Source organism: Allosalinactinospora lopnorensis, from assembly GCF_000981225.1.
Classification (GTDB): Bacteria; Actinomycetota; Actinomycetes; order Streptosporangiales; family Streptosporangiaceae; genus Allosalinactinospora; species Allosalinactinospora lopnorensis.
Genome location: NZ_LAJC01000044.1, coordinates 20,212 through 40,233 on the forward strand (window position 1 = coordinate 20,212; position 20,022 = coordinate 40,233).

At 69.0% G+C, this 20,022-nt stretch carries 20 protein-coding genes, 1 pseudogene and 1 riboswitch; of the genes and pseudogenes, 14 read left to right on the top strand and 7 right to left on the bottom strand.

The genetic code is table 11. The features are described 5' to 3' along the window. The first annotated feature begins 539 nt into the window (after positions 1-539). Positions 540-1,067 (top strand): DUF7144 family membrane protein, encoded by a 528-nt coding sequence (locus tag VS93_RS16390; protein ID WP_052745800.1) that lies wholly within the window; start codon positions 540-542, stop codon positions 1,065-1,067. A 99-nt stretch (positions 1,068-1,166) separates the two neighbouring features. Here VS93_RS16390 and VS93_RS16395 read toward each other — a convergent pair whose 3' ends face one another. After that, positions 1,167-1,898, bottom strand: a complete 732-nt coding sequence (locus VS93_RS16395) for a TetR/AcrR family transcriptional regulator (RefSeq protein WP_046470795.1) — start codon at positions 1,896-1,898, stop codon at positions 1,167-1,169. A 147-nt stretch (positions 1,899-2,045) separates the two neighbouring features. Between VS93_RS16395 and VS93_RS16400 the strand changes: the two genes are divergently transcribed. Both VS93_RS16400 and VS93_RS16405 read left to right on the top strand, forming a co-directional pair. Next, positions 2,046-3,200, top strand: coding sequence for an acyl-CoA dehydrogenase family protein (locus VS93_RS16400; protein WP_046470796.1), 1,155 nt, complete (start codon positions 2,046-2,048; stop codon positions 3,198-3,200). A 400-nt stretch (positions 3,201-3,600) separates the two neighbouring features. Beyond that, the gene (locus VS93_RS16405; protein WP_046470797.1) at positions 3,601-3,993 is read left to right on the top strand and encodes a hypothetical protein; all 393 of its coding nucleotides are present in this window, start codon (positions 3,601-3,603) and stop codon (positions 3,991-3,993) included. Between the two features lie 101 nt (positions 3,994-4,094). Here the strand turns inward: VS93_RS16405 and VS93_RS33465 are convergent. The 3 genes and pseudogenes from VS93_RS33465 to putP form a co-directional block, all read right to left on the bottom strand. Continuing rightward, positions 4,095-5,721 (bottom strand): annotated as a pseudogene (locus VS93_RS33465) (protein kinase domain-containing protein). A 319-nt stretch (positions 5,722-6,040) separates the two neighbouring features. Next, a complete protein-coding gene (locus VS93_RS16415) occupies positions 6,041-6,613 on the bottom strand; it encodes a putative glycolipid-binding domain-containing protein (protein WP_046470798.1) in 573 nt (190 codons plus the stop codon). Between the two features lie 128 nt (positions 6,614-6,741). Further along, positions 6,742-8,283, bottom strand: coding sequence for a sodium/proline symporter PutP (gene putP / locus VS93_RS16420; RefSeq protein ID WP_046470799.1), 1,542 nt, complete (start codon positions 8,281-8,283; stop codon positions 6,742-6,744). A 373-nt stretch (positions 8,284-8,656) separates the two neighbouring features. Further along, positions 8,657-8,826: riboswitch (cobalamin riboswitch) on the top strand. A 592-nt stretch (positions 8,827-9,418) separates the two neighbouring features. On the opposite strand from putP, the gene VS93_RS32575 reads away from it, so the two are divergent. Continuing rightward, on the top strand, positions 9,419-9,919 hold the full coding sequence (locus tag VS93_RS32575; protein ID WP_269082866.1) for an ABC transporter substrate-binding protein: 501 nt from the start codon (positions 9,419-9,421) through the stop codon (positions 9,917-9,919). A gap of 11 nt (positions 9,920-9,930) precedes the next feature. Continuing rightward, complete coding sequence (locus tag VS93_RS16430) at positions 9,931-11,022, top strand: FecCD family ABC transporter permease (RefSeq protein WP_394298829.1); 1,092 nt, start codon at positions 9,931-9,933, stop codon at positions 11,020-11,022. A gap of 57 nt (positions 11,023-11,079) precedes the next feature. Here VS93_RS16430 and VS93_RS16435 read toward each other — a convergent pair whose 3' ends face one another. Then, positions 11,080-12,324 carry an FUSC family protein gene (locus VS93_RS16435; protein ID WP_082126938.1) on the bottom strand — a complete coding sequence of 415 codons (1,245 nt, stop codon included), beginning with the start codon at positions 12,322-12,324 and terminating at the stop codon, positions 11,080-11,082. Between the two features lie 213 nt (positions 12,325-12,537). Here VS93_RS16435 and VS93_RS16440 point away from each other — a divergent pair, with 213 nt between their 5' ends. Next, positions 12,538-13,623 (top strand): methyltransferase domain-containing protein, encoded by a 1,086-nt coding sequence (locus tag VS93_RS16440; protein WP_046470800.1) that lies wholly within the window; start codon positions 12,538-12,540, stop codon positions 13,621-13,623. A 250-nt stretch (positions 13,624-13,873) separates the two neighbouring features. Here the strand turns inward: VS93_RS16440 and VS93_RS16445 are convergent, their stop codons facing one another. Both VS93_RS16445 and VS93_RS16450 read right to left on the bottom strand, forming a co-directional pair. Beyond that, a complete protein-coding gene (locus tag VS93_RS16445) occupies positions 13,874-14,059 on the bottom strand; it encodes a DUF397 domain-containing protein (RefSeq protein ID WP_046470801.1) in 186 nt (61 codons plus the stop codon). 27 nt (positions 14,060-14,086) lie between these two features. After that, positions 14,087-14,938 (bottom strand): helix-turn-helix domain-containing protein, encoded by an 852-nt coding sequence (locus VS93_RS16450; protein ID WP_082126939.1) that lies wholly within the window; start codon positions 14,936-14,938, stop codon positions 14,087-14,089. A gap of 140 nt (positions 14,939-15,078) precedes the next feature. On the opposite strand from VS93_RS16450, the gene VS93_RS29265 reads away from it, so the two are divergent. From VS93_RS29265 to VS93_RS16485, 8 genes are all read left to right on the top strand, one after another. Continuing rightward, positions 15,079-15,438, top strand: a complete 360-nt coding sequence (locus VS93_RS29265) for a hypothetical protein (RefSeq protein WP_156184878.1) — start codon at positions 15,079-15,081, stop codon at positions 15,436-15,438. Between the two features lie 31 nt (positions 15,439-15,469). After that, on the top strand, positions 15,470-15,637 hold the full coding sequence (locus VS93_RS31805; protein ID WP_046470804.1) for a BldC family transcriptional regulator: 168 nt from the start codon (positions 15,470-15,472) through the stop codon (positions 15,635-15,637). Beyond that, the gene (locus tag VS93_RS16465; RefSeq protein ID WP_236700584.1) at positions 15,634-16,113 is read left to right on the top strand and encodes a hypothetical protein; all 480 of its coding nucleotides are present in this window, start codon (positions 15,634-15,636) and stop codon (positions 16,111-16,113) included. Before VS93_RS31805 ends, VS93_RS16465 begins: the two co-directional genes overlap by 4 nt. A 103-nt stretch (positions 16,114-16,216) precedes the next feature. Beyond that, positions 16,217-16,357: a lasso RiPP family leader peptide-containing protein gene (locus tag VS93_RS29270; protein WP_236700585.1), complete on the top strand. Its 141-nt coding sequence runs from the start codon at positions 16,217-16,219 to the stop codon at positions 16,355-16,357. Between the two features lie 13 nt (positions 16,358-16,370). Then, the gene (locus VS93_RS29790) at positions 16,371-18,098 is read left to right on the top strand and encodes an asparagine synthase-related protein (protein ID WP_046470805.1); all 1,728 of its coding nucleotides are present in this window, start codon (positions 16,371-16,373) and stop codon (positions 18,096-18,098) included. Positions 18,099-18,165: 67 nt separating this feature from the next. Then, on the top strand, positions 18,166-18,429 hold the full coding sequence (locus VS93_RS16475) for a lasso peptide biosynthesis PqqD family chaperone (RefSeq protein WP_046470806.1): 264 nt from the start codon (positions 18,166-18,168) through the stop codon (positions 18,427-18,429). Continuing rightward, positions 18,426-18,845, top strand: a complete 420-nt coding sequence (locus VS93_RS16480) for a lasso peptide biosynthesis B2 protein (RefSeq protein WP_046470807.1) — start codon at positions 18,426-18,428, stop codon at positions 18,843-18,845. Before VS93_RS16475 ends, VS93_RS16480 begins: the two co-directional genes overlap by 4 nt. 12 nt (positions 18,846-18,857) lie before the next feature. Then, positions 18,858-19,970, top strand: a complete 1,113-nt coding sequence (locus VS93_RS16485; protein WP_052745802.1) for a protein-L-isoaspartate O-methyltransferase family protein — start codon at positions 18,858-18,860, stop codon at positions 19,968-19,970. Positions 19,971-20,022 lie beyond the last annotated feature (52 nt).

Consider the following 20,022-nt stretch of genomic DNA (forward strand, 5'->3'; position numbering starts at 1 on the left):
CCGTTGACACTATGCAGTTTCATTAAACTTCCGTGAAGTAAAACCATACAATTCTCGCGGATCCACGCACAGGTGATGTACGGCACACCACAAAGGCAGCGAATTGTTACGCACACGGCAAAGAAATCGACTTCTTCACATACGGTGCATAATCTGCTAATCACACGGTGAACACAATGTCGCCTCCGTCGTGGCGACGGCGTCCCGCACACCGTCGAGGAGCGACCGCGGGAGGGGAGCGCCCCGCTACCCGCCGGATCCGGTGCCGCCGTCTACGGCGGTTTCGCGCCCTACCGGGCGGCCGCGCCCGTCGCGGCGGATGTGTTTACCGCCGGATTCCGGCCCCTGACCGCACCAAGGGCCGGATGCCAGGCTTGAAACGGTCATTACGATTTTCCGGTGAGCTTTTCACCGCCCCTGGAGCATCCTGGATGCAAGGCTGGTGGAGCGGTCGCCTTGATCGGGTCTCCGGCTAGTCCTCCGCCAACGAGCCTGTTAACGCCATAACTGGCCAAGACGGATCAACGGTGGTGAGATCTATGAACAACGTTCAGCTCCACGGGTGGGGCGCGTTCGCCGCGACCGTAGTGCTGCTCGCGGGCGCGTTCCATCTGATCCAGGGGATCACGGCGATGGCCGCGCCGGCGTTCTTCGTCGGCACCGAAGGCCAACTGCTGATAGCCGCCACATTCGTGGGCTGGGGGATCGTCCTCGCTATCCTCGGCCTGGTGCTGATCCTGACCGGGATCGCCCTCTTCTACGGCTACATGTGGGCGCGCGTCCTCGGTGTGGTGCTGGCCGGCATCGGGGCCGTCCTCCAGCTCGGCTTCCTCGCCGCGTTCCCGATCTGGTCGCTGGCGGTCATCGTCCTCAACGTCGTGGTGATCTACGGCCTCACCGCGGGATGGTCGACGGAGACGAGGGACGAGGAGGTCGCGAGGGCGGCCGCCTCTTACCAGGCCGGCCGCACTGACGCCACGAGGGCCACCGCACCCACCCAGCGCGAATCCGGCGCGCACGAGCGCCCGGACATGCCCTCCGGTGGGACCACGACCGGCGGCCCCTGACCACCTCAGCCGGCGGGACGTCTCCGCGCGCCGGCCGCCCTGGACGAACAGCGAGCCCCGGAAGGACAGATGTTCCCCGGGGCCCGCTTGTGTGCGCCTTCAGCCGGGGCCTTCCCCCAGGGCCTCGCTTACCCGGCGCAGTACGTCCGTACCGCCCGTGGACGAGGGGTAGACCGCGACCAGCACGGTGTCACGGGGGCTTTCCCCGGCGGCCGCGGTCTGCCCGGAGCTCCGGAGCATCGCTCCAAGGGAGCGGGTCACGAACTCCATGGCGCGGTCGAAGCGCGCCCAGGGGACGGGCTGGTCGGGATCGTGCAGCCAGGACCGCAGCACGTGGTTGTGCGCGGCGATGACCGAGGCGGCCAGCGCCTCACCGGCGAGCACCCGGGGGCCGGTGGTCTCCCCCCGCGCCAGGTAACGGCTGAACGCGCCCTGGTAGCGGGCGGTCATGGCGATCTCGCGGTCGCGCAGCCGCGGAACGGCGCGCACCAGCCGATAGCGGGGCACGGTGATCTCGGGGACGTCGACGTAGGCCTGGAAGACCATGCGGGCGGCGGCGCAGACGGTGGCCGCGGGGTCGTCGCCGGGTGTCGCCTCCAGGTAGCGCGTGACGGTCTCGAAGAGCTCGTCGTGCTCGGCGAAGAGGATGTCCTCCTTGGAGCCGAAGTGCCGGAAAAGGCTCCGCCTGCTCACACCGGAGGCCGCCGCGATGCCGTCCATGGTGGTCGCCTCGTACCCGGCACCGTCGAAGAGCCGCACAGCGGCTGCCACGACATGGCGGCGCGCGGGCTTGCCCGCCCTGCCCCGTTCGGATCCGCCCGGTTCCTCCACGCTCCTGCTCCCCCATCGCGCCGGCTGTCTGGAAGCGAACATAACCGACCCGGTCGACACGAAAAGCCGCCCACCCTCTACCCTGACACTAAATGCCATAATTAGGCACGCAGTGCCAAAACGAAGGCCCGAGAGCGAGGAACCCCCATGAGCGACTTTCCCCTGTTCCAGACCGGTGAGGAGCACGAGGAGCTCCGCGAGGCCGTACATGCCGTCGCCGAGGACAAGATCGCCCCTCACGCCGCCGAGGTGGACGCCAACAGCGAGTTCCCGCGGGCCGCCTACGACGCCCTGCGCGCCACCGACTTCCATGCGGCGCACATCCCCGAGGACTACGAGGGTGTCGGCGCCGACGCGCTCGCCACCTGCATCATCATCGAAGAGGTGGCCCGTGTCTGCGCCTCCTCGTCGCTGATCCCGGCGGTCAACAAGCTGGGCACCATGCCACTCATCCTCGGCGCCTCCGAGGACGTCAAGCGGCGCTACCTGACGCCCACGGCGCGCGGCGAAGCGATGTTCTCCTACGGGCTGTCCGAGCGCGAGGCCGGATCCGACACCGCGCGCATGCGCACCCAGGCCGTCGCCGACGGAGACGACTGGATCCTGAACGGCCAGAAGTCCTGGATCACCAACGCCGGCGTGAGCGAGTACTACACCGTCATGGCGGTCACCGACCCGGACGGCAAACGCGGCAGCAACATCAGCGCGTTCGTCGTGCACGCCGACGACCCCGGCTTCGCTCTGGGCGAGCCCGAGAAGAAACTCGGCATCAAGGGGTCGCCCACGCGCGAGCTGTTCTTCGACGACGTCCGCATTCCCGGCGACCGTCTCGTCGGCGAGCCGGGCGAGGGGCTGAAGATCGCGCTGCGCACCCTCGACCACACTCGCGTCACCATCGGGGCGCAGGCCATCGGCATCGCGCAGGGCGCACTGGACAATGCCGTGGCCTACGTCAAGGAGCGCAAGCAGTTCGACACGGCCATCGCCGACTTCCAGGGCATCCAGTTCATGCTCGCCGACATGGCCATGAAGCTGGAGACCGCCCGCCAGATGGTCTACGTCGCCGCGGCCAAGTCCGAGCGCAACGACTCCGACCTCTCCTTCTTCGGTGCCGCCGCCAAGTGCTACGCCTCCGACGCGGCCATGGAGATCACCACCGACGCGGTCCAGCTCCTCGGCGGCGCCGGCTACGTCAGCGACTTCCCTCTGGAGCGCATGATGCGCGACGCCAAGATCACCCAGATCTACGAGGGCACCAACCAGATCCAGCGCCTGGTCATGGCCCGCCACCTGCTGAAATGAGGGGGGCGATGTGACCTGGGGACCCCGCTCCGTCTCAACACCGCCGGTCGCGGGGCGCGGGCGGGCTACACCTGTGCCGGTCCCCTCCGCGTCCGCCCTTTCGTCCGCCGGTCCGCGAGGCGCGCTCCGGCCATACCGGCCCATCCCCATGTAGCGTCCGCCAATCAGGATCGCAGTCGACGTTCAACTGATGGGGAAAGGACCTTCGCCCCCGTTCTCGGCACCCCTTCCGGCGCGAGGGTGGGTGCAGGGCCAAGACACGGGCTCGGGAGCGCACGGTTGAGCAGAGGGGGAGCAATGGACACGGCAACCCAGGACAGACAGGACACCAGGCTGCTGTTCCGCATGGAGGGCAGACTCACCGAGCTCGTGATCGTCGGGCTCTTCCCGGAGCGTCCGGATGGTCAACAGCTTCGAGGGCCGCATCGTGACCGGGGAACCCGCCGGCGCGCGCGTGATCGGCACGGACCACTTCACGGTCCGCCCCGACGGTGTCGGCACCATAGAGGCCCGCGAACTGGTCAGCACCGACCGGTACCAGACCAGCGCCGAGGTGTACGGATACGCCACGCCTCCCGCCGGCCTCCAGCTCCCATCGCTCGATGTGCTGCTCGACCCGGATTTCACCTGGCCCGACGCCTGGTTCACCATCGACGCGTTCGCGCTCTACCGGACGGCCGCGCCGGGACTGGTCGGGCTCAACCGGACCGCCGTCTCACACCGGGGACGGGTGAACATGGGTACCGGGGAACTCCTCATCGAGGGCCGGGCGGTCACGGCCGAGGCCTCGTGACCGGATCAGCGGGCGGAGCGGCCGCTCGGTGCCGGGCGCAGAGGACGGGGCCCCTGATGGGTGTAGCCCCGATGCCACGGTCCGGCCGGTGAGCGCGGCGGCTACTCCGCGGGTTCGAAGGACTCCGTCATCGTGTCCAGGAGTTCCCGGTTCTCCTCCCAGTCCTCCTCGGGGGAGACCAGGAACAGGGCGTAGCCCTTCTCCTCGTTGTGGAACGCGCGGTTGACCGCGCGCATCCGCCCGTTGGAGTCGGCGAATGTGAACTCCCAGTCGGCGGCGCTGATGTACTCGTCGAGGTAGGGCTCGTCCAGCGCCACGATCTCCTCACGCTGGTAGCCGCTGAACCCCCTGGATATGGTCCTCTCCTGCCGCTCCCAGTCCTCCTTGGCGTTGTCGGCCGGGGTGTCGGTCTGGTCGATCTGCAGGTAGCCCCCCGCGGGGTTGAAGAAGAACACCCCGTTGTCGCGCTGGTCCAGCTCCCAGCTCGCGGGCACGTCGAGTGAGAAGCCCGTAGGGTCCTCGTGCCGGGCCAGGGGGGGAGCGTTCTCCGGGGGTTCCGCCTCGGCGCTGTTCTCGGGATCCTCCAGGAGGTCCTCCGCGGGGGGCGCCTCGCCTGACGGGTCGGTTTCGTCGCCGCTGCTCAGCCCCAGCCAGAACCCCGCTACGATCGCGCCACCGCCGCCGCGCCTCCGGCCGCGGTCGGGAGCAGTTTCCTCCGGCGCTCGGACGCCGGGGACGGCGCGGACGCCGCGGGCGCGGAAGGCAGCGGCCCGGGAGGCTCCGGGGGCATGGTCGCGGCCACCACCGGGGGTACCGGCATGGTGGAGGTCGGCTCCTCCGCCCCCTCCTCCGGAGCGCTCGCAGCGGACTGCTCTTCCTGCGGCGCATCGGACGAGGTCACGGCATCGACCGCCACGCGCAGCATCCAATGCGCCTCCGCCGCCAGGGGCCGGCGCTCGGGCACCTTGTCGAGGAGCCGCTCCAGCAGCGGCCGGAGTGGCCCGGCGGCGACCGGCGAGGGCGCCTCCTCGGTGACGATGGCGGTAAGCGTCGCCATAGGAGTGGCGCGCTGGAAGGGAAGGTCGCCTTCGAGCGCCTGGTACAGGGTGACGCCGAGCGCCCACATGTCGGAGGCCGGGGTGGCCGAACCGCCTTCGGCCAGTTCCGGGGCGAGGTAGCTGGGCGACCCGATGAGCTGACCAGTGCTGGTGAGGTTGGTGTTGCCCTCCAGCAGCGCGATCCCGAAATCGGTGAGCACGGCGCGTTCGCCGCGCGCGATCAGGACGTTGCCCGGCTTGATGTCGCGGTGCACGACGCCCCGGTTGTGCGCCACGGCCAGGGCCGCGACCACCTGCAGGCCGATCCTGGCGACCCGCTCGGGCGCTGCGCGCCTTCGCGTTTGAGCAGATCTCCCAGTGAATCGCCGCGCACCAGCTCCATGACGATCCACGGCCGGCCGTCGCTCTCGACGACGTCGAAGACCGTGATGATCGACGGATGGCTGAGCTGGGCGGCGCTGCGCGCCTCGCGCAGCATCCTGGCCCGCAGCACATCGATCTCGCGCGGGGGCAGGTTCGGGGAGATACTGAGTTCCTTGATGGCGACCGGGCGGTCGAGCAGCTCGTCGGTGCCCTGCCAGACACGGCCCATGCCGCCTTCGCCGATCGGCTGGGAGAGCCGATAGCGTCCGACGATCAAGCGTCCCGACTCGGTTTGCTCAATGCTCATACGCGAGGATTCCTCAGATGGGGAGGCAGACGCCTGGGAGGCCGGAGGCGTCGTGTAGCGAGTTTAGAAGCACGAGACGTGCCGCAAGCGATACGAATCCCGCGCCGTTGGGTGGTACTACGCCTACCACACGCGCAGGCTACCCTTCTGACCTGCGTCAACGCGAAAAATTTACTGTTTACCCGCTATGTGCCGAATTATGCGTAACTCCGCTGTCCGGAACCGGCCGCATTGGACGTCGCGAGTATAACGCGAAGGGACGTCTCCGGATCCCGCAGGTCAGCGGTCGAACGCCGACCCCACGACCAGGAACCTCCCTCTAGGAAACCCTCGTGGCCAGGCCCTGGTAGTCCACGACAAGGCCGTCATTGTCAACGGTCAGCGCGAAAGCTCCGTGCTCCGAATCGCTGTACTCGTAGCGTTCGCGTCCCTCGGCCGAGCCGAGCCTGGTGTAGCGCTGGACCACGCGCCGCACCTGCAGACTCGGGACATCGATCCAGACGACCGGGATGTCGCGGAACTCTCCGGGCTGCAGTCCCAGGCGGCGGATCGGCAGGGTGTTGGTGAGCGGTGTGGCCGCGACGTCCACGTCCACGCAGCCGCTGAGCGACGGGGCCGGCCTGCCGTCGAGCCTCCAGTGCTCGCCCCTCCGGATCAGTTCGAGCACCTGCGCTCCGCGCTCCGACAGCACCTCGACGCGGACCTCACTGGTCACCCAGGCCAGGTCGGCGCGGACCGTGAACCGGGAGGAGAACCGGTCGCGCTGGTCGGCGACCGTTTCGCTGCCCTCCAACCGGAACCCGTCCAGGTCGGCGATCAGTGTGCCCAGCCCCAGCCCCGCGGGGACGTCAAGCCGGGCCCACACAGCGGGGCGATCGTTGCTGGCGGACATGGCACCTTTCTATCGGTACCTCTTATTACACGCCAGATGGAGCAGAGCACGCGACGTGACACCGGAACGCGTGGACCCGCGGACCGCTTCCCGGTCCGCGGGTCCACGCGCGGTGTGCGCCAAGGTGCTCAGACGACCGGCTTGAGCTCCTTGAACTCCCCGTCCACGCGGTCGAAGTCCTGCTCCATCTGCTCGGAGACCCGTCCCATGGGGTTGCAGACGGCGATGGCGAGGAAGCTCGCGGCCACGGCCGGGACCATGGCGTACAGCCCGGTTCCCAGCACCTGCTCATCCAGGACGTCCCAGATGATGGCCATGGCGCCGCCGACGATCATCCCGCCGAGCGCGCCGGCCCGGTTCATCCGGCGCCAGTACAACGAGAGCAGAATGACCGGCCCGAAGCCCGCACCGAACCCGGCCCAGGCGTAGCCGACCAGGTCCATGATGGTGTTGTTGCCGGACAGCGCGATCCCGGCGGCGACGACCGCGACCAGGACAACGGCGGCACGACTGATCCACACGAGCGACATCGGTGAGGCGTCGCGCTTGAGGAAGGCCCGGTAGCCGTCCTCGGTCAGCGCGGAGGAGGCGACCAGGAGCTGGGAGTCAGCGGTGCTCATGACCGCCGCGAGGATGGCCGCCAGCAGGAAGCCGGCGATCCACGGGTTCATCAGGGCCTGGATCAGCTGCGGGAAGACCTGCTCGGCCATGTCCTCCCCAAGCGGCTGGTCGAAGTAGGCCACCCCGGTGAACCCGACAACGAGCGCCAGCGCCATGGCGGTGACCGCCCAACTGACGCTGATCACACCCGCCGCGGGAACGTCGCGCGGGGAGCGGATGCCCATGAACCGGGCGAGGATGTGCGGCTGTCCGAGGTAACCGAAGCCCCAGGCCAGGCCGGAGATGACCACCACGGGCACGAGAGCGTCGGACAGGCTCCAGGCGCCCTCCAGGCCCGAGACACCGCCGAAGACCGATCCGAGGTCCCCGTCCACGCCCTTGTCCGGGTCCATGAAGATCGCGACGATCGCGACGACCGGCACGACGAGCAGCGCGATCCACATCATCGCTGCCTGGATGACGTCGGTGTAGCTCACCGCGAGGAAACCGCCGAGGAAGGTGTAGAGCACCACGATCGACACGCCCAGGACGATGGCCGTGTTCGCCGACATGCCGAAGACCTGCTCGAACAGGCCGCCCATCGCGACCAGTCCAGAGGCCACGTAGAAGAGGTAGAAGACCAGGATCAGGACGGCCGAGACACCGCGGAGCATCCCGCCCCGGTCGCCGAACCGGTTCTCCAGGTACGAGGAGAGGGTGAGGGAGTTGGACTCACCGCCCATCCGGGCGTCGGTGGCGCGCTCGGTGAAGAGGCGCAGCCGGCCCGCGAGCAGGTACCAACTGGCGGCGAAGCCGATGGCCAGGCCCACGGCGATCCAGGCCTCGCCCAGCCCGGACAGGTAGATCGCGCCGGGAAGCCCCAGCAGCAGCCAGGCGCTGAAGTCGCTGGCGTTGGCGCTCAGCCCGGCCACCCAGCTGTTCAGCTGGCGACCGCCGAGAACGAAGTCGGACAGGGACGCGGTCCGTTTGAAGACCCAGAAACCGATCACGACCATCACCACGAAGTACACGGCGAAGGTCGCGACCGATGCCAATGTGGAGCTGCTCACTAGGCTCCCTCATTTCTTTCGTTCGTGTGGGGTGGGGGGAAGGGAGAGACAGGGGCGATCCTGACCCGCCTGAGGCGCTCCGGGCAATAACCGGTACGAAGATGCCTGCTTACCGAGATCATGCCGGGGGTCCGCCCCGCTCGGGATTGTGGTTTCGGCCAGCCTTGTCCGCGCCTCTTTGTCGGGTCGGACATATCCCGTCCCAGCAGGGCCACGACCACCCGGGGCTTCGGCCACAAAGCACCGATCACAGGATCTCTACGCCGCTCACCTCCCTGATTCCGGGGCCGAGCCCGAGCCCGAGGGAGGCCGCACGCCCCGCTTCTCCACCGGAACACCGCCCCTGACCACTGGGAGGCACGGGCGGCGCCCTACGATAGGCCATGGCGACGGAGACCAGGAAGCCGGTGCGAATCCGGCACGGTCCCGCCACTGTGACCGGTGAGCCGACCCCCGCAGCGAGCCACGGCGTGCACACGCTGGAAGGCCGGGCGAGGCGATGACCCGGGAGTCAGGAGACTGGGCCGTCGCGACATTGTCGTCGACCAGGGGCGCGGACCCCGGGGAGGACCACATGCCGGGACGATCGCTCGTGCCCGTACCTCTCGCCGCGCCCGGCTCCCGCGAGAGGAACCAGACGTGCCACATCAGTCCCCCACCGTTTTCCCCTGCCCCGACCCCTGGTGCTGGCGTCGGCGCTCACGCTGACGCTCACCGGCTGCGGTGACGGTGCCGCCCCGGACAGCGGCGGAGAGGCCCCGGCCGAGGGCTACCCGGTCACCATCACCAACTGCGGCGTCGAAGTGGAGGTGACCGCTCCCCCGGAACGCGTGGTCACCATGAACCAGCACGTGACCGAGGTGATGCTCGCGCTGGGCCTGGAGGACCGGCTGGTCGGGACCGCCTACCTGGACGACGAAGTGCTCCCGGAGTACCGCGACGCCTACGAGGAGGTCCCGGTCCTCGCCGATGAGTATCCCTCCCTGGAGAAACTACTGGAGGCCGAGCCCGACTTCGTCTACGCCGGGTTCGGCGCCAGCGCGTTCGACGCCGCCGAGGGCCGGGGACGGGACGCGCTCGCCGAGCTCGGCATCGGAACCTACGAAAGCCTGGAGGAGTGCACCGACCGGTGGGGATGGACACCGTCGCCACCGAGCTCCGCAACATGGGGGAGATCTTCGGTGTCGAGGACCGGGCGGAGGAGACCATCGCCGAGATCGAGGCCGACGTCGAGACCGTCTCGGAGCGGCTGGACGGCGTCGATCCCGTGGAGGTCCTCGTCGTGGACAGTATCGACGACACGGTCTTCACCTCGGGCGGCGGCGGAATCGGCACCGAGATCATCGAGCGCGCCGGCGGCAGCAACGTCTTCGACGACGTGGACGACGCCTTCTCCGACGTCTCCATCGAGCAGGCCGCCGACCGCTCCCCCGAAGCGATCCTCATCTACGACTACGGCGCCACCACGGCCGAGGAGAAGAAGCAGGCGGTGCTGGCCGACCCCACGCTCGCCGGGACGCCGGCCGTCCGCGAGGAGCGGTTCGGCGTGCTCCCGTTGTCCTCTGTCGTGGTGGGTGTGCGCGTAGGAGGCGCGGTGACCGAGGTCGCCGAGCAGCTCCACCCCGACGCGTTCTAACCGGCGTGCTGCTGAGAAAGGCTTTCGCCCGCGGCCGATCCGGGGCGGGCGGCCCCGCCCGCAGCGGCCCGCTGCCGCTGCCCGTCGTGCTCCCGGCGCTGCTCACCGCGCTACCGGTGACCATGACGTTCGCGGTCATCATCGGCTCGGTGGAGATCTCGTTCGTCGACACCTGGCGGATCCTGGCACACCGGGTGTTCCCCGACCTGGTCGAGCCGGCCTGGCCGCGGGCGCACGAGGCGATCGTGCTGACCGCGCGGCTCCCGCGGGTGCTGCTGGCGGCGGTGGTCGGTGCCGGACTGGCGCTGGTCGGTGTGGTGCTGCAGACGCTGGTCCGCAACCCGCTGGCCGACCCCCTGCTGCTGGGGGTCTCCTCGGGCGCGACGTTCGGCGCGGTACTGGTGGTGATCTCCGGCTTCACCGCCTTCGGACTGTACTCGCTCCCGGTATCGGCGTTCCTGGGGGCGCTGGCCTCCCTGATCGCGGTGTACCTGCTGGCGCAGACCGGCGGCCGGACGACCACCACACGGCTCATCCTCTCGGGCGTGGTCGTGGGGCAGGTCATGCTGTCGGCCGCCAATCTGATCATCATGACCTCCGGTGATCCGCACGCCGCGAAGCAGGTGACCCGCTGGACACTCGGTGGTTTGGGCGGGACCGGTTGGGACATGCTGCCGCTGCCGTCGGTCGTGCTGCTCGCGGTACTGGTGCTGCTGGTGCTGCAGATGGGTTCGCTCAACGTGCTGATGCTGGGCGAGGAGACCGCAACGGGGATGGGGCTGCCGGTGCACCGGTTCCGTGCGGTCATGTTCGTGCTGGCGTCCCTGGCTACGGGGGTGATGGTCGCCGTGAGCGGGGCGATCGGGTTCGTCGGGCTGATGATGCCGCACATCGCCCGCCTGCTGGTGGGAACCGACCACCGCCGCGTTCTCCCGGTGGCTCCGCTGCTCGGCGCCGTGTTCCTGGTCGTCGCCGATCTCGCCGCCCGCACCCTGGCCAGTCCCGAGGAGATCCCCGTGGGGATACTCACCGCCCTGTGCGGCGCCCCGTTCTTCCTGTGGCTCATGCGCCGCGACGCCGGGAACCGGAAACCGCTGATGTGAGCCCCGCCCTGTGGACGACCTGCCGGGAGCCCTCCGCAGGGCCGTGGAGGATGGCGGTCAGCCCGACTCCGCCGAGTGGGGGGCTTCCGGGTCGTCTTCCGGATGCCGGATCACACGCGTGAGGGTGTGGTGGATGTAGTCGAACTCTTCCACCAGGCGTTCGGCGTCGAGGAGCAGGCCACCGTAGACGCGGGACTCGTCGACCAGGTTGAGCTCGTGCTCCTGCGTAATCCGGGTGAGGGCCGACTGGTCGCTCCGCGCCTGCTCGACACAGTCCTCCAGTTGCCGGCTCTGCTCCCGAAGCCGGGCTGAGTCGAGTTCGACCAGCAGATGCGCGGCGTCGCCGATGTGCCCGAGGAACGCACCGTAGCGGCGCAGGAAGTCCTCGTGCGGAACGTCGGGGTCGTCACTGGTGCGGCGCAGCGTCTCGACGAGGGAACTCAGGTGCGCGCTGATGCGCCGCATCCGGTCGACGACGGTGCGGTAGCCGCCGAAGGGCGGTTCCTCGTTCAGCAGCAGCCGGCGCGGGTTCCAGCGGACGCTCTCCTCGGCGCCGGTGATGGTGTGCTGCGTCTGGTCGGCGAGTTTTTCGAGGTCGTCGGTGCGGTACCACCAGTCCTCACTGTCGCCCTCCCTGCTCCGCCCGTCGCTCAGAGCCGCGGAGATGTCGCTGATGAGCCCCTGGACGGCGCTGGCCAGGTTGGTGACACCGTACTCGGCGCTGCGGTAGCGCATCGGCGGCACGATCAGGATGTTGACGAGGACACCGATCGCGCTGCCCATCAGCACCAGCAGGATGAGGCTGGCCAACAGGTTCAGCCGGTCCGGGGTCTCGGTGACGCTGAGGAACGCGGTGTAGGCGAAGAACGCGGCGGTGACGACCTGGCTCCCCTGGCTCCCCAGGCGGCGCCACCGGCCGATGACCAGCGCTACGAGGGTGACGACGGCGAACGTCCAGATGTGCGGCGTGAGGAGGAACCCCAGCAGCCCCTGCAAGGAGACGCCGAGCGCGACCGCCAGCACGAACCGCATGGACTGCAGCACCGACTGGTACACCGTCACCTGCAGCATGAGCACCGCGGCGAACGGCGCGAAGGCCGGGTACTCCGACTGCAGGAGCTCCTGCGCGATGAACCAGGCCGCCGTAGCGGCCAACGTGCTCTTGAGGATGAGGAGGAGGGACTCGCGTTCGGGACCACCGTGGCCGCGGGCCCGTTGCAACGCCCCCCGCAGCCGGCCGAACACCCCCCGCCCCGCGGACGTCCCATCGCCCCGCGCGCTGGAAGCATCTTCTTTCGACATCTCACGGCCTCGACTCAGAGATACGGTAAGCGAACCCTTCACCGACTACCCGGAGTCATGCGAACAACGCGTCCCCAGGATCGCCACTTCTATGCACTCGTTCCCCGGCGATCGGGGGATGGGGCGGGTCCGGCCCGGGCGTGCCTTCACCATGGCCTGACCGAACCTGGGCCACACTCTGACTCAACGTGATCGCCAAGTTACCATCGCCGCATGGCATCCCCGAGCCACGAATGGGGTGAGGCTCTGCGCGCCACGCCCCGGCATCTGTTCGTGCCCGACACCGCTTGGACCACCCAACACGGACTGACCGACCGCAACGCCGATCCGGACACCTGGTGGTCCACGGTGAACAGCGACAGCGCGATCGTCACCCAGATCGACGACGGCGCCACCGAACTGACCAACGAATCGCCGTGGAGGACCATCAATCACACCAGTTCGTGCTCGGCGCCGAGCATGGTGTTCGACTTTCTGGGGTTGCTGGCCCCCTACCCCGGCGACCGGGTGTTGGAGATCGGTGCCGGAACCGGGTGGACCGCCGCCCTGCTCTCAGCCCGCCTCGGCTCGGACAAGGTCACCACGGTCGAGGTGGACGAGCAGGTCGCCAAGCAGGCAGCGGCGAACCTGGAGCGCGCCGGGTATTCCCCGACCCTGGTCGTAGGCGATGGCGCCCATGGTTGGCCCGAGAACGCCCCATACGACCGCGTGCACGTCACCTGCGGCGCGGTCACCATCCCTTACGCGTGGGTGGAGCAGACGCGCCCCGGCGGGGTGATCGCACTGCCATGGATGCACGGCGCGCTCGGCGCTGGACACAAGGCCACGCTCACTGTGGCCGGTGAACAGGCCATCGGGCGGTTCCACAGCGAGTGCGCCTACATGATGCTGCGCGCCCAACGCCCTACGCACCCCCCGATCGAAGGCGAAGCGCGCGAAAGCACACCTCGGGTAGACCCGCGGCGGCTCTCCCGCGCCGGGGACGGGCTGCGGCTCGCACTGGCGGGGATGCTGCCCGGGGTGTCCCTCAACGGCGCCGACCACCCCGGCGGTTCCCACCGGCTGGCCCTGCGTCACCTGCTCAGCGAGTCCCACGCCCTCGCGGTCCATTCCGGCGAGGGAGGGGACGCCGAGGTGACCCAGCGCGGCCCCCGCGACCTGTGGAGCGAGGCGGAGGCGGCCTACCTGGCGTGGGCGGGGTGGGGCGAACCCGGCCGGGGCCGCTTCGGCCTCACCGTCACCCCCAACGGCCAGCATGTTTGGCTGGACCGACCCGGCAACCTCCTTGGGCAGGTGTGAATGGGCAAGCACGGTAAGGAGCAGGACTGCGGAATGTGCGGCGGCAGCGGCATGGCCACCATCGTCAACGACGGAAAGCGTGCAGAACGCCCGTGCGTAGGATGCCGGGGCACTGGCAAGGTCTGACCGGGTGCGGAGTCTGGTGGAAGGCACGGTGCCGCGATAGCATCCCCGATGGGTATTGCTTGAAGAAGCGACTAGGTACACGAGGCCCTCACCTTGCTACAGGTGAGGGCCCTCGTGTTTAGGACTACAGCTTGTCAGCCTTTGCGGCCTTCAGGAACGCCGTCCACTCTGCCGCGGGGATCTCGATGTGTCCGAGCCGCCGGTTCTTGGTGTCGCGCACCGCCGCGCCGATCGCGGCATGCTTGGCAATTTCCACACAGTCCTGCCGGTTCCCGCTGTAGGAGGACTTGTGGAACTCCAGGTCGATCATGGGTATCACTCAGGTCTTCCTAAGAGGCTAGGTAAGGCCGCGTATCACCTGCTGGATGAACTCGACTGATCTCGCCTGCGTCAACGCCGCTCCTTGGACGTTCGCCCACACGTCGTTGTATGTGGCGATTTCGGCCTCTTCCTCTATCACGATGCTAGCCGTGACGGTTTCGGTGAACGCCACGGGGAGGTCGAGGGGGTTCGGGAAATCGAGGACCGTGAACGACCCGTTCGACGCCTGGTGTTCGCCCGCCTCATAGGGAAGAACCCGCAGGTCAATGTTATGGCGCGTTGCCATGTTGCAAAGGTGCTGCAACTGCTCCAGCAGCACGGCTCGACCGCCGATCTGGCGCCGCAGTGCACCTTCGTCGAGGATCGCGGAGAACCGGGGCGGGTGCACGCCATTGAGGATCTGTTGGCGCTCGATCCGGCCCTTCACATGCCGGTGCACGACAGCATCTTCCCGGGCGTTTCCCGCCCGAAAGACTGCCTCGATGTAGTCCGGGGTTTGGAGAAGGCCGGGGACGAGCTGCGCCTGCCAGCAACGAATGCCCGATGCTTCCGCCTCGAAGTCGGGCAGGGCTCGGTCGCCGAAGATGTCTCGGTACTTCCACCACCAGCCGCGTTCCTTGGATTCTCGCGCTAACCGGAGCATCGCGTCGCGGGTGTCCGCGTCGCTGACGTCGTAGAGATCCATCAGTTTCACCAGGTCGGCAGGCTTAACGCCTTGCTTGGCGGCTTCGATCTTCGTCAGCTTCGAATGGGGCCATCCCAACTTCGCGGCAGCGCGGGCGCCTGTGTACCCGCAGAGGTCACGAGCTTTGCGAAGTTCCGCGGCGAGTCGCCTACGCCGAACTGACGGGCTGTACGTCCGTTGCATGGGTCATCACTCTAGAGCACACCCGAGAATGGGATCTTTTCTGTCTTTGGCTTGAAATTTAGAAGTTTTCGATTCATGATGATCGTCACCTAGTTGTTTCCCACCGTAGCGGCACATCGTCGCAAACGGAGCTGATACCTATGCGCTTCACACTGTCCCTGCTCGTTCCCCTGACAGCGCTTCTGTTCTGGGCTCGCGAAGTGAGCACGCGTCCGGCTAGACAACGCGTTTCGGCTCGGTTGGCGCGTTTGGTGGTGGGGCTTCCCGCGCGGCCATCGTGGCCGGAGCTGCCCGTCTACGGGCCGCACGCTCCGGTGTTCGCTGCTCGTGCGGCGCTGATCCGTCCCTACGTTCGCGATGCCGCGCATCGCCCCCGCCCACAGGCCGCCGCAATCGGAGAACGCCGCCAGGGCGATGGTCTCGACGATCTGCGCGCCGAGTTGGCGCCGCTGGTCCGCGACCTGCTGGCCCGGCGCGAGGTGGCGGAGGTACAGCCGTGACCCCCGAACCCGCACCCCGCACCAGGCTGAGGTGTTGTTGACCACCGCCGAGGTCGCGGCGGTCTTTCGGGTGCACCCCGAAACCGTCAAGAACTGGACCCGGCGCGGCGCGCTGTCCTCGCTTCGCACCTTGGGCGGGCACCACCGCTACCGCAAGGCCGAAGTGAACCGGCTCCTGCGGGGGGAGGCAGCACAGTGACCACCATTCAGCCCGGCCGCCCGCCGCTGCGTCTGGTTCCCCAGCAGCGCGGCGACAGCCCGGCGATCGACGTCCGCACGGCCCGCACCTACGACGAACTCCACTCCTGGGCGACCGCGATGGACGTCGTCCCCACCGTGGTCGAGGAGGACTGGCAGAGCATCACCTACCAGGCCGAGGCTGACCTCCGCGGAACGCGGGTCCGCTATCGGCTCCGGGACGTGCTGCCCCGCGAGACCGCGCTGCGCCGACTGGCCCGCACCTATGTGGTCGGGATGGTCCACCAGGTCGGCGACGGCGAGTGCTACCACGTGCGCGAGGTCATCGCCCCGTGCCTGTCCGCCCCGGAGGAGCAGGCCCGGGAGCAGGCGAGAATCCTCGCCGGGGCGCGGGTCGAGGCCGAGCGCCGGGCGGTGTGCGGCGCCACCGCGACCAGCCTACGCACCCACCTGGTGGAGCGCGCCATCGATTGGTAGACCCCCGCGCGGCCACAGTCGGTCAGACCCCTCTATGTGAGGGTTCTGACCGACGACCCTGGTATCAGGTTTAGCCCCATAGGACAGTGAGAAAGGGTGCCCCGTGCAGGAATCGACAACGCCCCCCTATGAGCCCCCGATGGTGGTCGAGGTCGGCGACTTCACCGAGATCACACGGGGTCAGTACGCCTCCGAACACGCCGACGACGGTGACGGCGCCGGGTACTGGTCACAACCAGTCTGAGGTCTGCGAGCCATTGTTTCCCTCACCCGGGCGTGGCGGTTGGTGGCTTGCGCTGCCGGACGCCGCCGCGCCCGCTATCGAGCAACAGCCCGACTGGCCGGTCATCGCCCGGCATCCCTCGGGCCGCCCGTGGCTCCTCGGCGAGCTGGCCACCCCCGTTCTCACCGCCGCGGCTGGTCCTGTGATAGCCGCGGCGATCGGTGACGTACTCGCCGAACCGCAGGAGTTCGTCGAACTCCTACGCCGGGCAGTCGAGCATCGAGACTATGACCCCTTGATGACTCTTCCCGGTAGCTACCACTTCGCCGTGAGCGAGCCAGGGCGCATGCTCGCCTATGGCGACGCGGCCGGTCTGCGCCGTCTCTACACCACCCGCTACGGGCGTGCGACGGTTGTCAGCGATCGGGCGCGCGTGCTCGCCGACCTGCGCGAGGCCAAGGTCGACCCGGTGTGGATGGCCGCGCGGATGTGCACCCCGGCGGTACCCGTTCCGGTTCGCCAGACACATAGCCCGTTCGAGGCCGTCACCCCGGTTCCGGCCGGGTACCGGGTCGAGATCGCTGACGACCAGGTGCCACGCACCGCCCGGTACTGGCATCCCCCGCCGGCCGAGTCCCCATTGCGGGAGGGGGCCGTCGGGTTGCGGACGGCGCTTGAGGGCGCGGTCGCTGACCGGGCGCATCGCAGCGGTGGCCCGGTCACAGTCGAGCTATCTGGCGGGCTCGATTCCGCAGCGCTGGCCGCACTGGCCGTGAGCGCAGTCGGCGCCGATGGTGTCCGCCTGGTGACGACCCCGTCCGCGGCCAGCGGTGATCTACCGTGGGCGTGCCTGGTCGCCGACCACCTCGGCGCATGGCACGACGTGCTCGACCACGCCCCGCCCTTGTTCGCCGGCCTTCCCGGCATCGTCCCGCACGGCAGCGATGAGCCGCCCGCTGCAGTGGGTGCGGCTCGCATCGCGCATACCGCGCGCACCCTGGCCCGGAGCCGACTGCACCTGAACGGTCAAGGCGGCGACGAGGTGATCGGGGCCCCGCTGGCGAATCTGGGGCCGCTGCTGCGCGAGCGGCGACGCGGGGTGGTGCGGCGCCTACGCGGATACGCCGCACTGTACGCCACCTCAGCCGTGCGGCTTGCCCGGCACGCTCTTACCGAACAGCCGTACCAGCGGTGGCTACAGGAGGCGGCCGAGGCCTTCGACGTCGAGGTCGGCCCGATCCGGGACGCAGTGTCGTGGCAGGCCCACCCGCGGCCGATGCCATGGGCGAGCCGACATGCCCGGCACCTGGTCGCCGGCGCCCTAGTAGAGACCGCGCCGGAGCCATGGGGCGACCGGCCCACTCATGCCGCTCTTGCGCGGGTGCGGACCTCGGCCGCGGCGGCGGCCACCTACGGCCAGGCCATGGCCGAGCTCGGCGGGCCGGTTCCGGTGTTCCCGTTCTTTGATCGGGCGGTCATCGAAGCGTGCCTCGTCGTCCGGCCATGGGAGCGCGCGGACCCGTGGGTGTTCAAGCCGTTGTTGGTCGAGGCGATGCGCGACGCGCTTCCCGAGGCGCTGCTCGCCCGCACCACCAAAGGGTCTTATACCCCCGACATACATCGGGGGTGGGCGCAGCACCGGAGAACGGTGCTCGACCTGGTGCGTTCCCCGCTGCTCGCCGAGTTCGGGCTGGTCGAACCGGCGATCCTACGCCGGGCGCTCACCGGGTGGGGCGCGGCCGGTCTTCCGCCAGCCATGTGACCGACCTCGCCGCCCTCGAACTGTGGGCGCGTACCGTCCACACCGAGTCTGCAAGGGAGACCGCGGTATGACCGTACTCGCCCCCCATGTGACCCTCACCCCCACCAACGACGGCGCGATGCTGCTCGATGAGCGCACCGGCCGTATGTTCCACCTCAACCGCTCCGGCTACGAGGTGCTGACCGCCATGCTCGACGGCGGCACCGATGCAGCGGCCACGCGACTGTGTGACCGCTACGGCATCGACGATGACCGGGCCTGGCGCGACGCCGAAGCCGTGCTCACCGACCTGACCACGCGCGGGCTCATCACATCGGAGACGGCTACGTGAGCCCGCAGGTCGTGCTGCGACGCCCCTCCGCCCTCACCGTGGGGGCCCGTGTACTCGGGTGCGTGGCGGTCGCCGCGGCCCGGCTGCTCCTGGCCATGACCCGAGGACGGCCGGTGCGCATCCGCCGCATCCTGCGCGCCCTGCTCGCCGGAGTGCCCCCGGCGACCCCTGCAGCGGCCGAGGCCGCGCACGCCGCCGTGGTCACCGTCAGTCTGCGGTGCGCGAGCCCACATGGGTGCCTGCCGCGGTCGGTGGCGGTTGCGCTGCTGTTCCGCATGCGCGGCGCCCGAGTGCGGTGGGTCGTCGGGGTCTCTTCACCCCCACCGGCCTCGCACGCGTGGGTGGAAACGACGGACGGGCCCGTCGTCGAACCCGACGACCCCCGAGCGACCTTCACACCGGCGATCACGATCTAGGGGGACCACCAGGTGACCGCAGCACCCGACCAGATGACCGAGCGGCTCCGCCGCTACGCCGACGCGCTACGCCGCCAGGGCGCCATCACCACCGACGCCGTGCACCGCGCGTTCGCCACGGTCCAGCGGCACCACTGCGTGGAGGCGTTCTACTACCGCGGCGAGCGCTACGGCGTTCCCCAGGACTCGCCTCCGCCCGACGAGGTGCTCGGCATCATCTACAGCGACGCCTCGTTGCTCACCATCATGCCCAGCCGCTCCGACGAGCCCGCATCATCCTCCAGCGCGCCCACGATCATGGGCCCCATGCTCGAAGAACTCGACCTCTCCCCGGGCATGCGGGTCTTGGAAATCGGGGCCGGCACCGGGTACAATGCGGCGCTCATCGCGACCATCACCGGGGCCGAGGTCGTCACCGTTGAAGCGGGTGATGTCGCTGCGGCCGGTGCTGCGGAATCCATCCGCCGGCTCGGCATAGATGATCTGGTTCGCGTGGTCTACGCCGACGGCTACGGCGGGCCGACCGCCGAGTCCGGACGCTTCGACCGGATCATCGTCACCGTTGGCATCGCCGGCATCCCACCGGCCTGGTTCGACCGGCTCACCGACGACGGGCTGATCCTCGCCCCCATCGCGCACGGCGGGATGCACCCGACCATGGCAATGCGCCCCGGCAAAACCGTCTATCCCCGGTTGTGGTCGGACTTCATGACCGCCGTCGGCCCGCTGCGCCCACCCGAGGCCAGTGGCCGCCCCGGCGCCAAAATCACCGGAGAGCCCGGCCACCTCCCCGAGGTGTTTCCCGCCCTGGAGACCGGTGCCTACAACGACCTGTGGTTCTACCTCGGCGCGAACGATTCCCGCACCACCCGCGCCTACCTCGACCATCCCGAGTTCGACCCCTGGGGCGGGTTCTGCGCCATCGTCACCGAGGACCACCGCGCCGCATGGGTGCGCCGCGACGGCTCCGTCCTGCACACCGATTCCGCTCTCGGCACTGAGGCCGCCCGCTTCGCATCGGCCTGGTATGAGACCGGTTGCCCAACGCTGCGGCGGTGGCACGCCGAACTCCGGCCGGCCTTCGCCGCAGAATCCCTGCTCGTCCCCACCAACTGGCAACACTGACAAGCCGAGGTAGCCCTGAACCCATCGCCCGCGCTCACCCGTGGCGGTGCTG

Coding starts and splice junctions, on each gene's coding strand:
- VS93_RS32575 (WP_269082866.1), top strand. CDS start 9,419: ATGGACACCGTCGCCACCGAGCTCCGCAACATGGGGGAGATCTTCGGT.
- VS93_RS16400 (WP_046470796.1), top strand. CDS start 2,046: ATGAGCGACTTTCCCCTGTTCCAGACCGGTGAGGAGCACGAGGAGCTC.
- VS93_RS16440 (WP_046470800.1), top strand. CDS start 12,538: ATGGCATCCCCGAGCCACGAATGGGGTGAGGCTCTGCGCGCCACGCCC.
- VS93_RS16405 (WP_046470797.1), top strand. CDS start 3,601: ATGGTCAACAGCTTCGAGGGCCGCATCGTGACCGGGGAACCCGCCGGC.
- VS93_RS16450 (WP_082126939.1), bottom strand. CDS start 14,938: ATGCAACGGACGTACAGCCCGTCAGTTCGGCGTAGGCGACTCGCCGCG.
- VS93_RS16390 (WP_052745800.1), top strand. CDS start 540: ATGAACAACGTTCAGCTCCACGGGTGGGGCGCGTTCGCCGCGACCGTA.
- VS93_RS16475 (WP_046470806.1), top strand. CDS start 18,166: ATGACCGTACTCGCCCCCCATGTGACCCTCACCCCCACCAACGACGGC.
- VS93_RS29265 (WP_156184878.1), top strand. CDS start 15,079: ATGCGCTTCACACTGTCCCTGCTCGTTCCCCTGACAGCGCTTCTGTTC.
- VS93_RS16415 (WP_046470798.1), bottom strand. CDS start 6,613: ATGTCCGCCAGCAACGATCGCCCCGCTGTGTGGGCCCGGCTTGACGTC.
- VS93_RS16435 (WP_082126938.1), bottom strand. CDS start 12,324: ATGTCGAAAGAAGATGCTTCCAGCGCGCGGGGCGATGGGACGTCCGCG.
- VS93_RS16445 (WP_046470801.1), bottom strand. CDS start 14,059: ATGATCGACCTGGAGTTCCACAAGTCCTCCTACAGCGGGAACCGGCAG.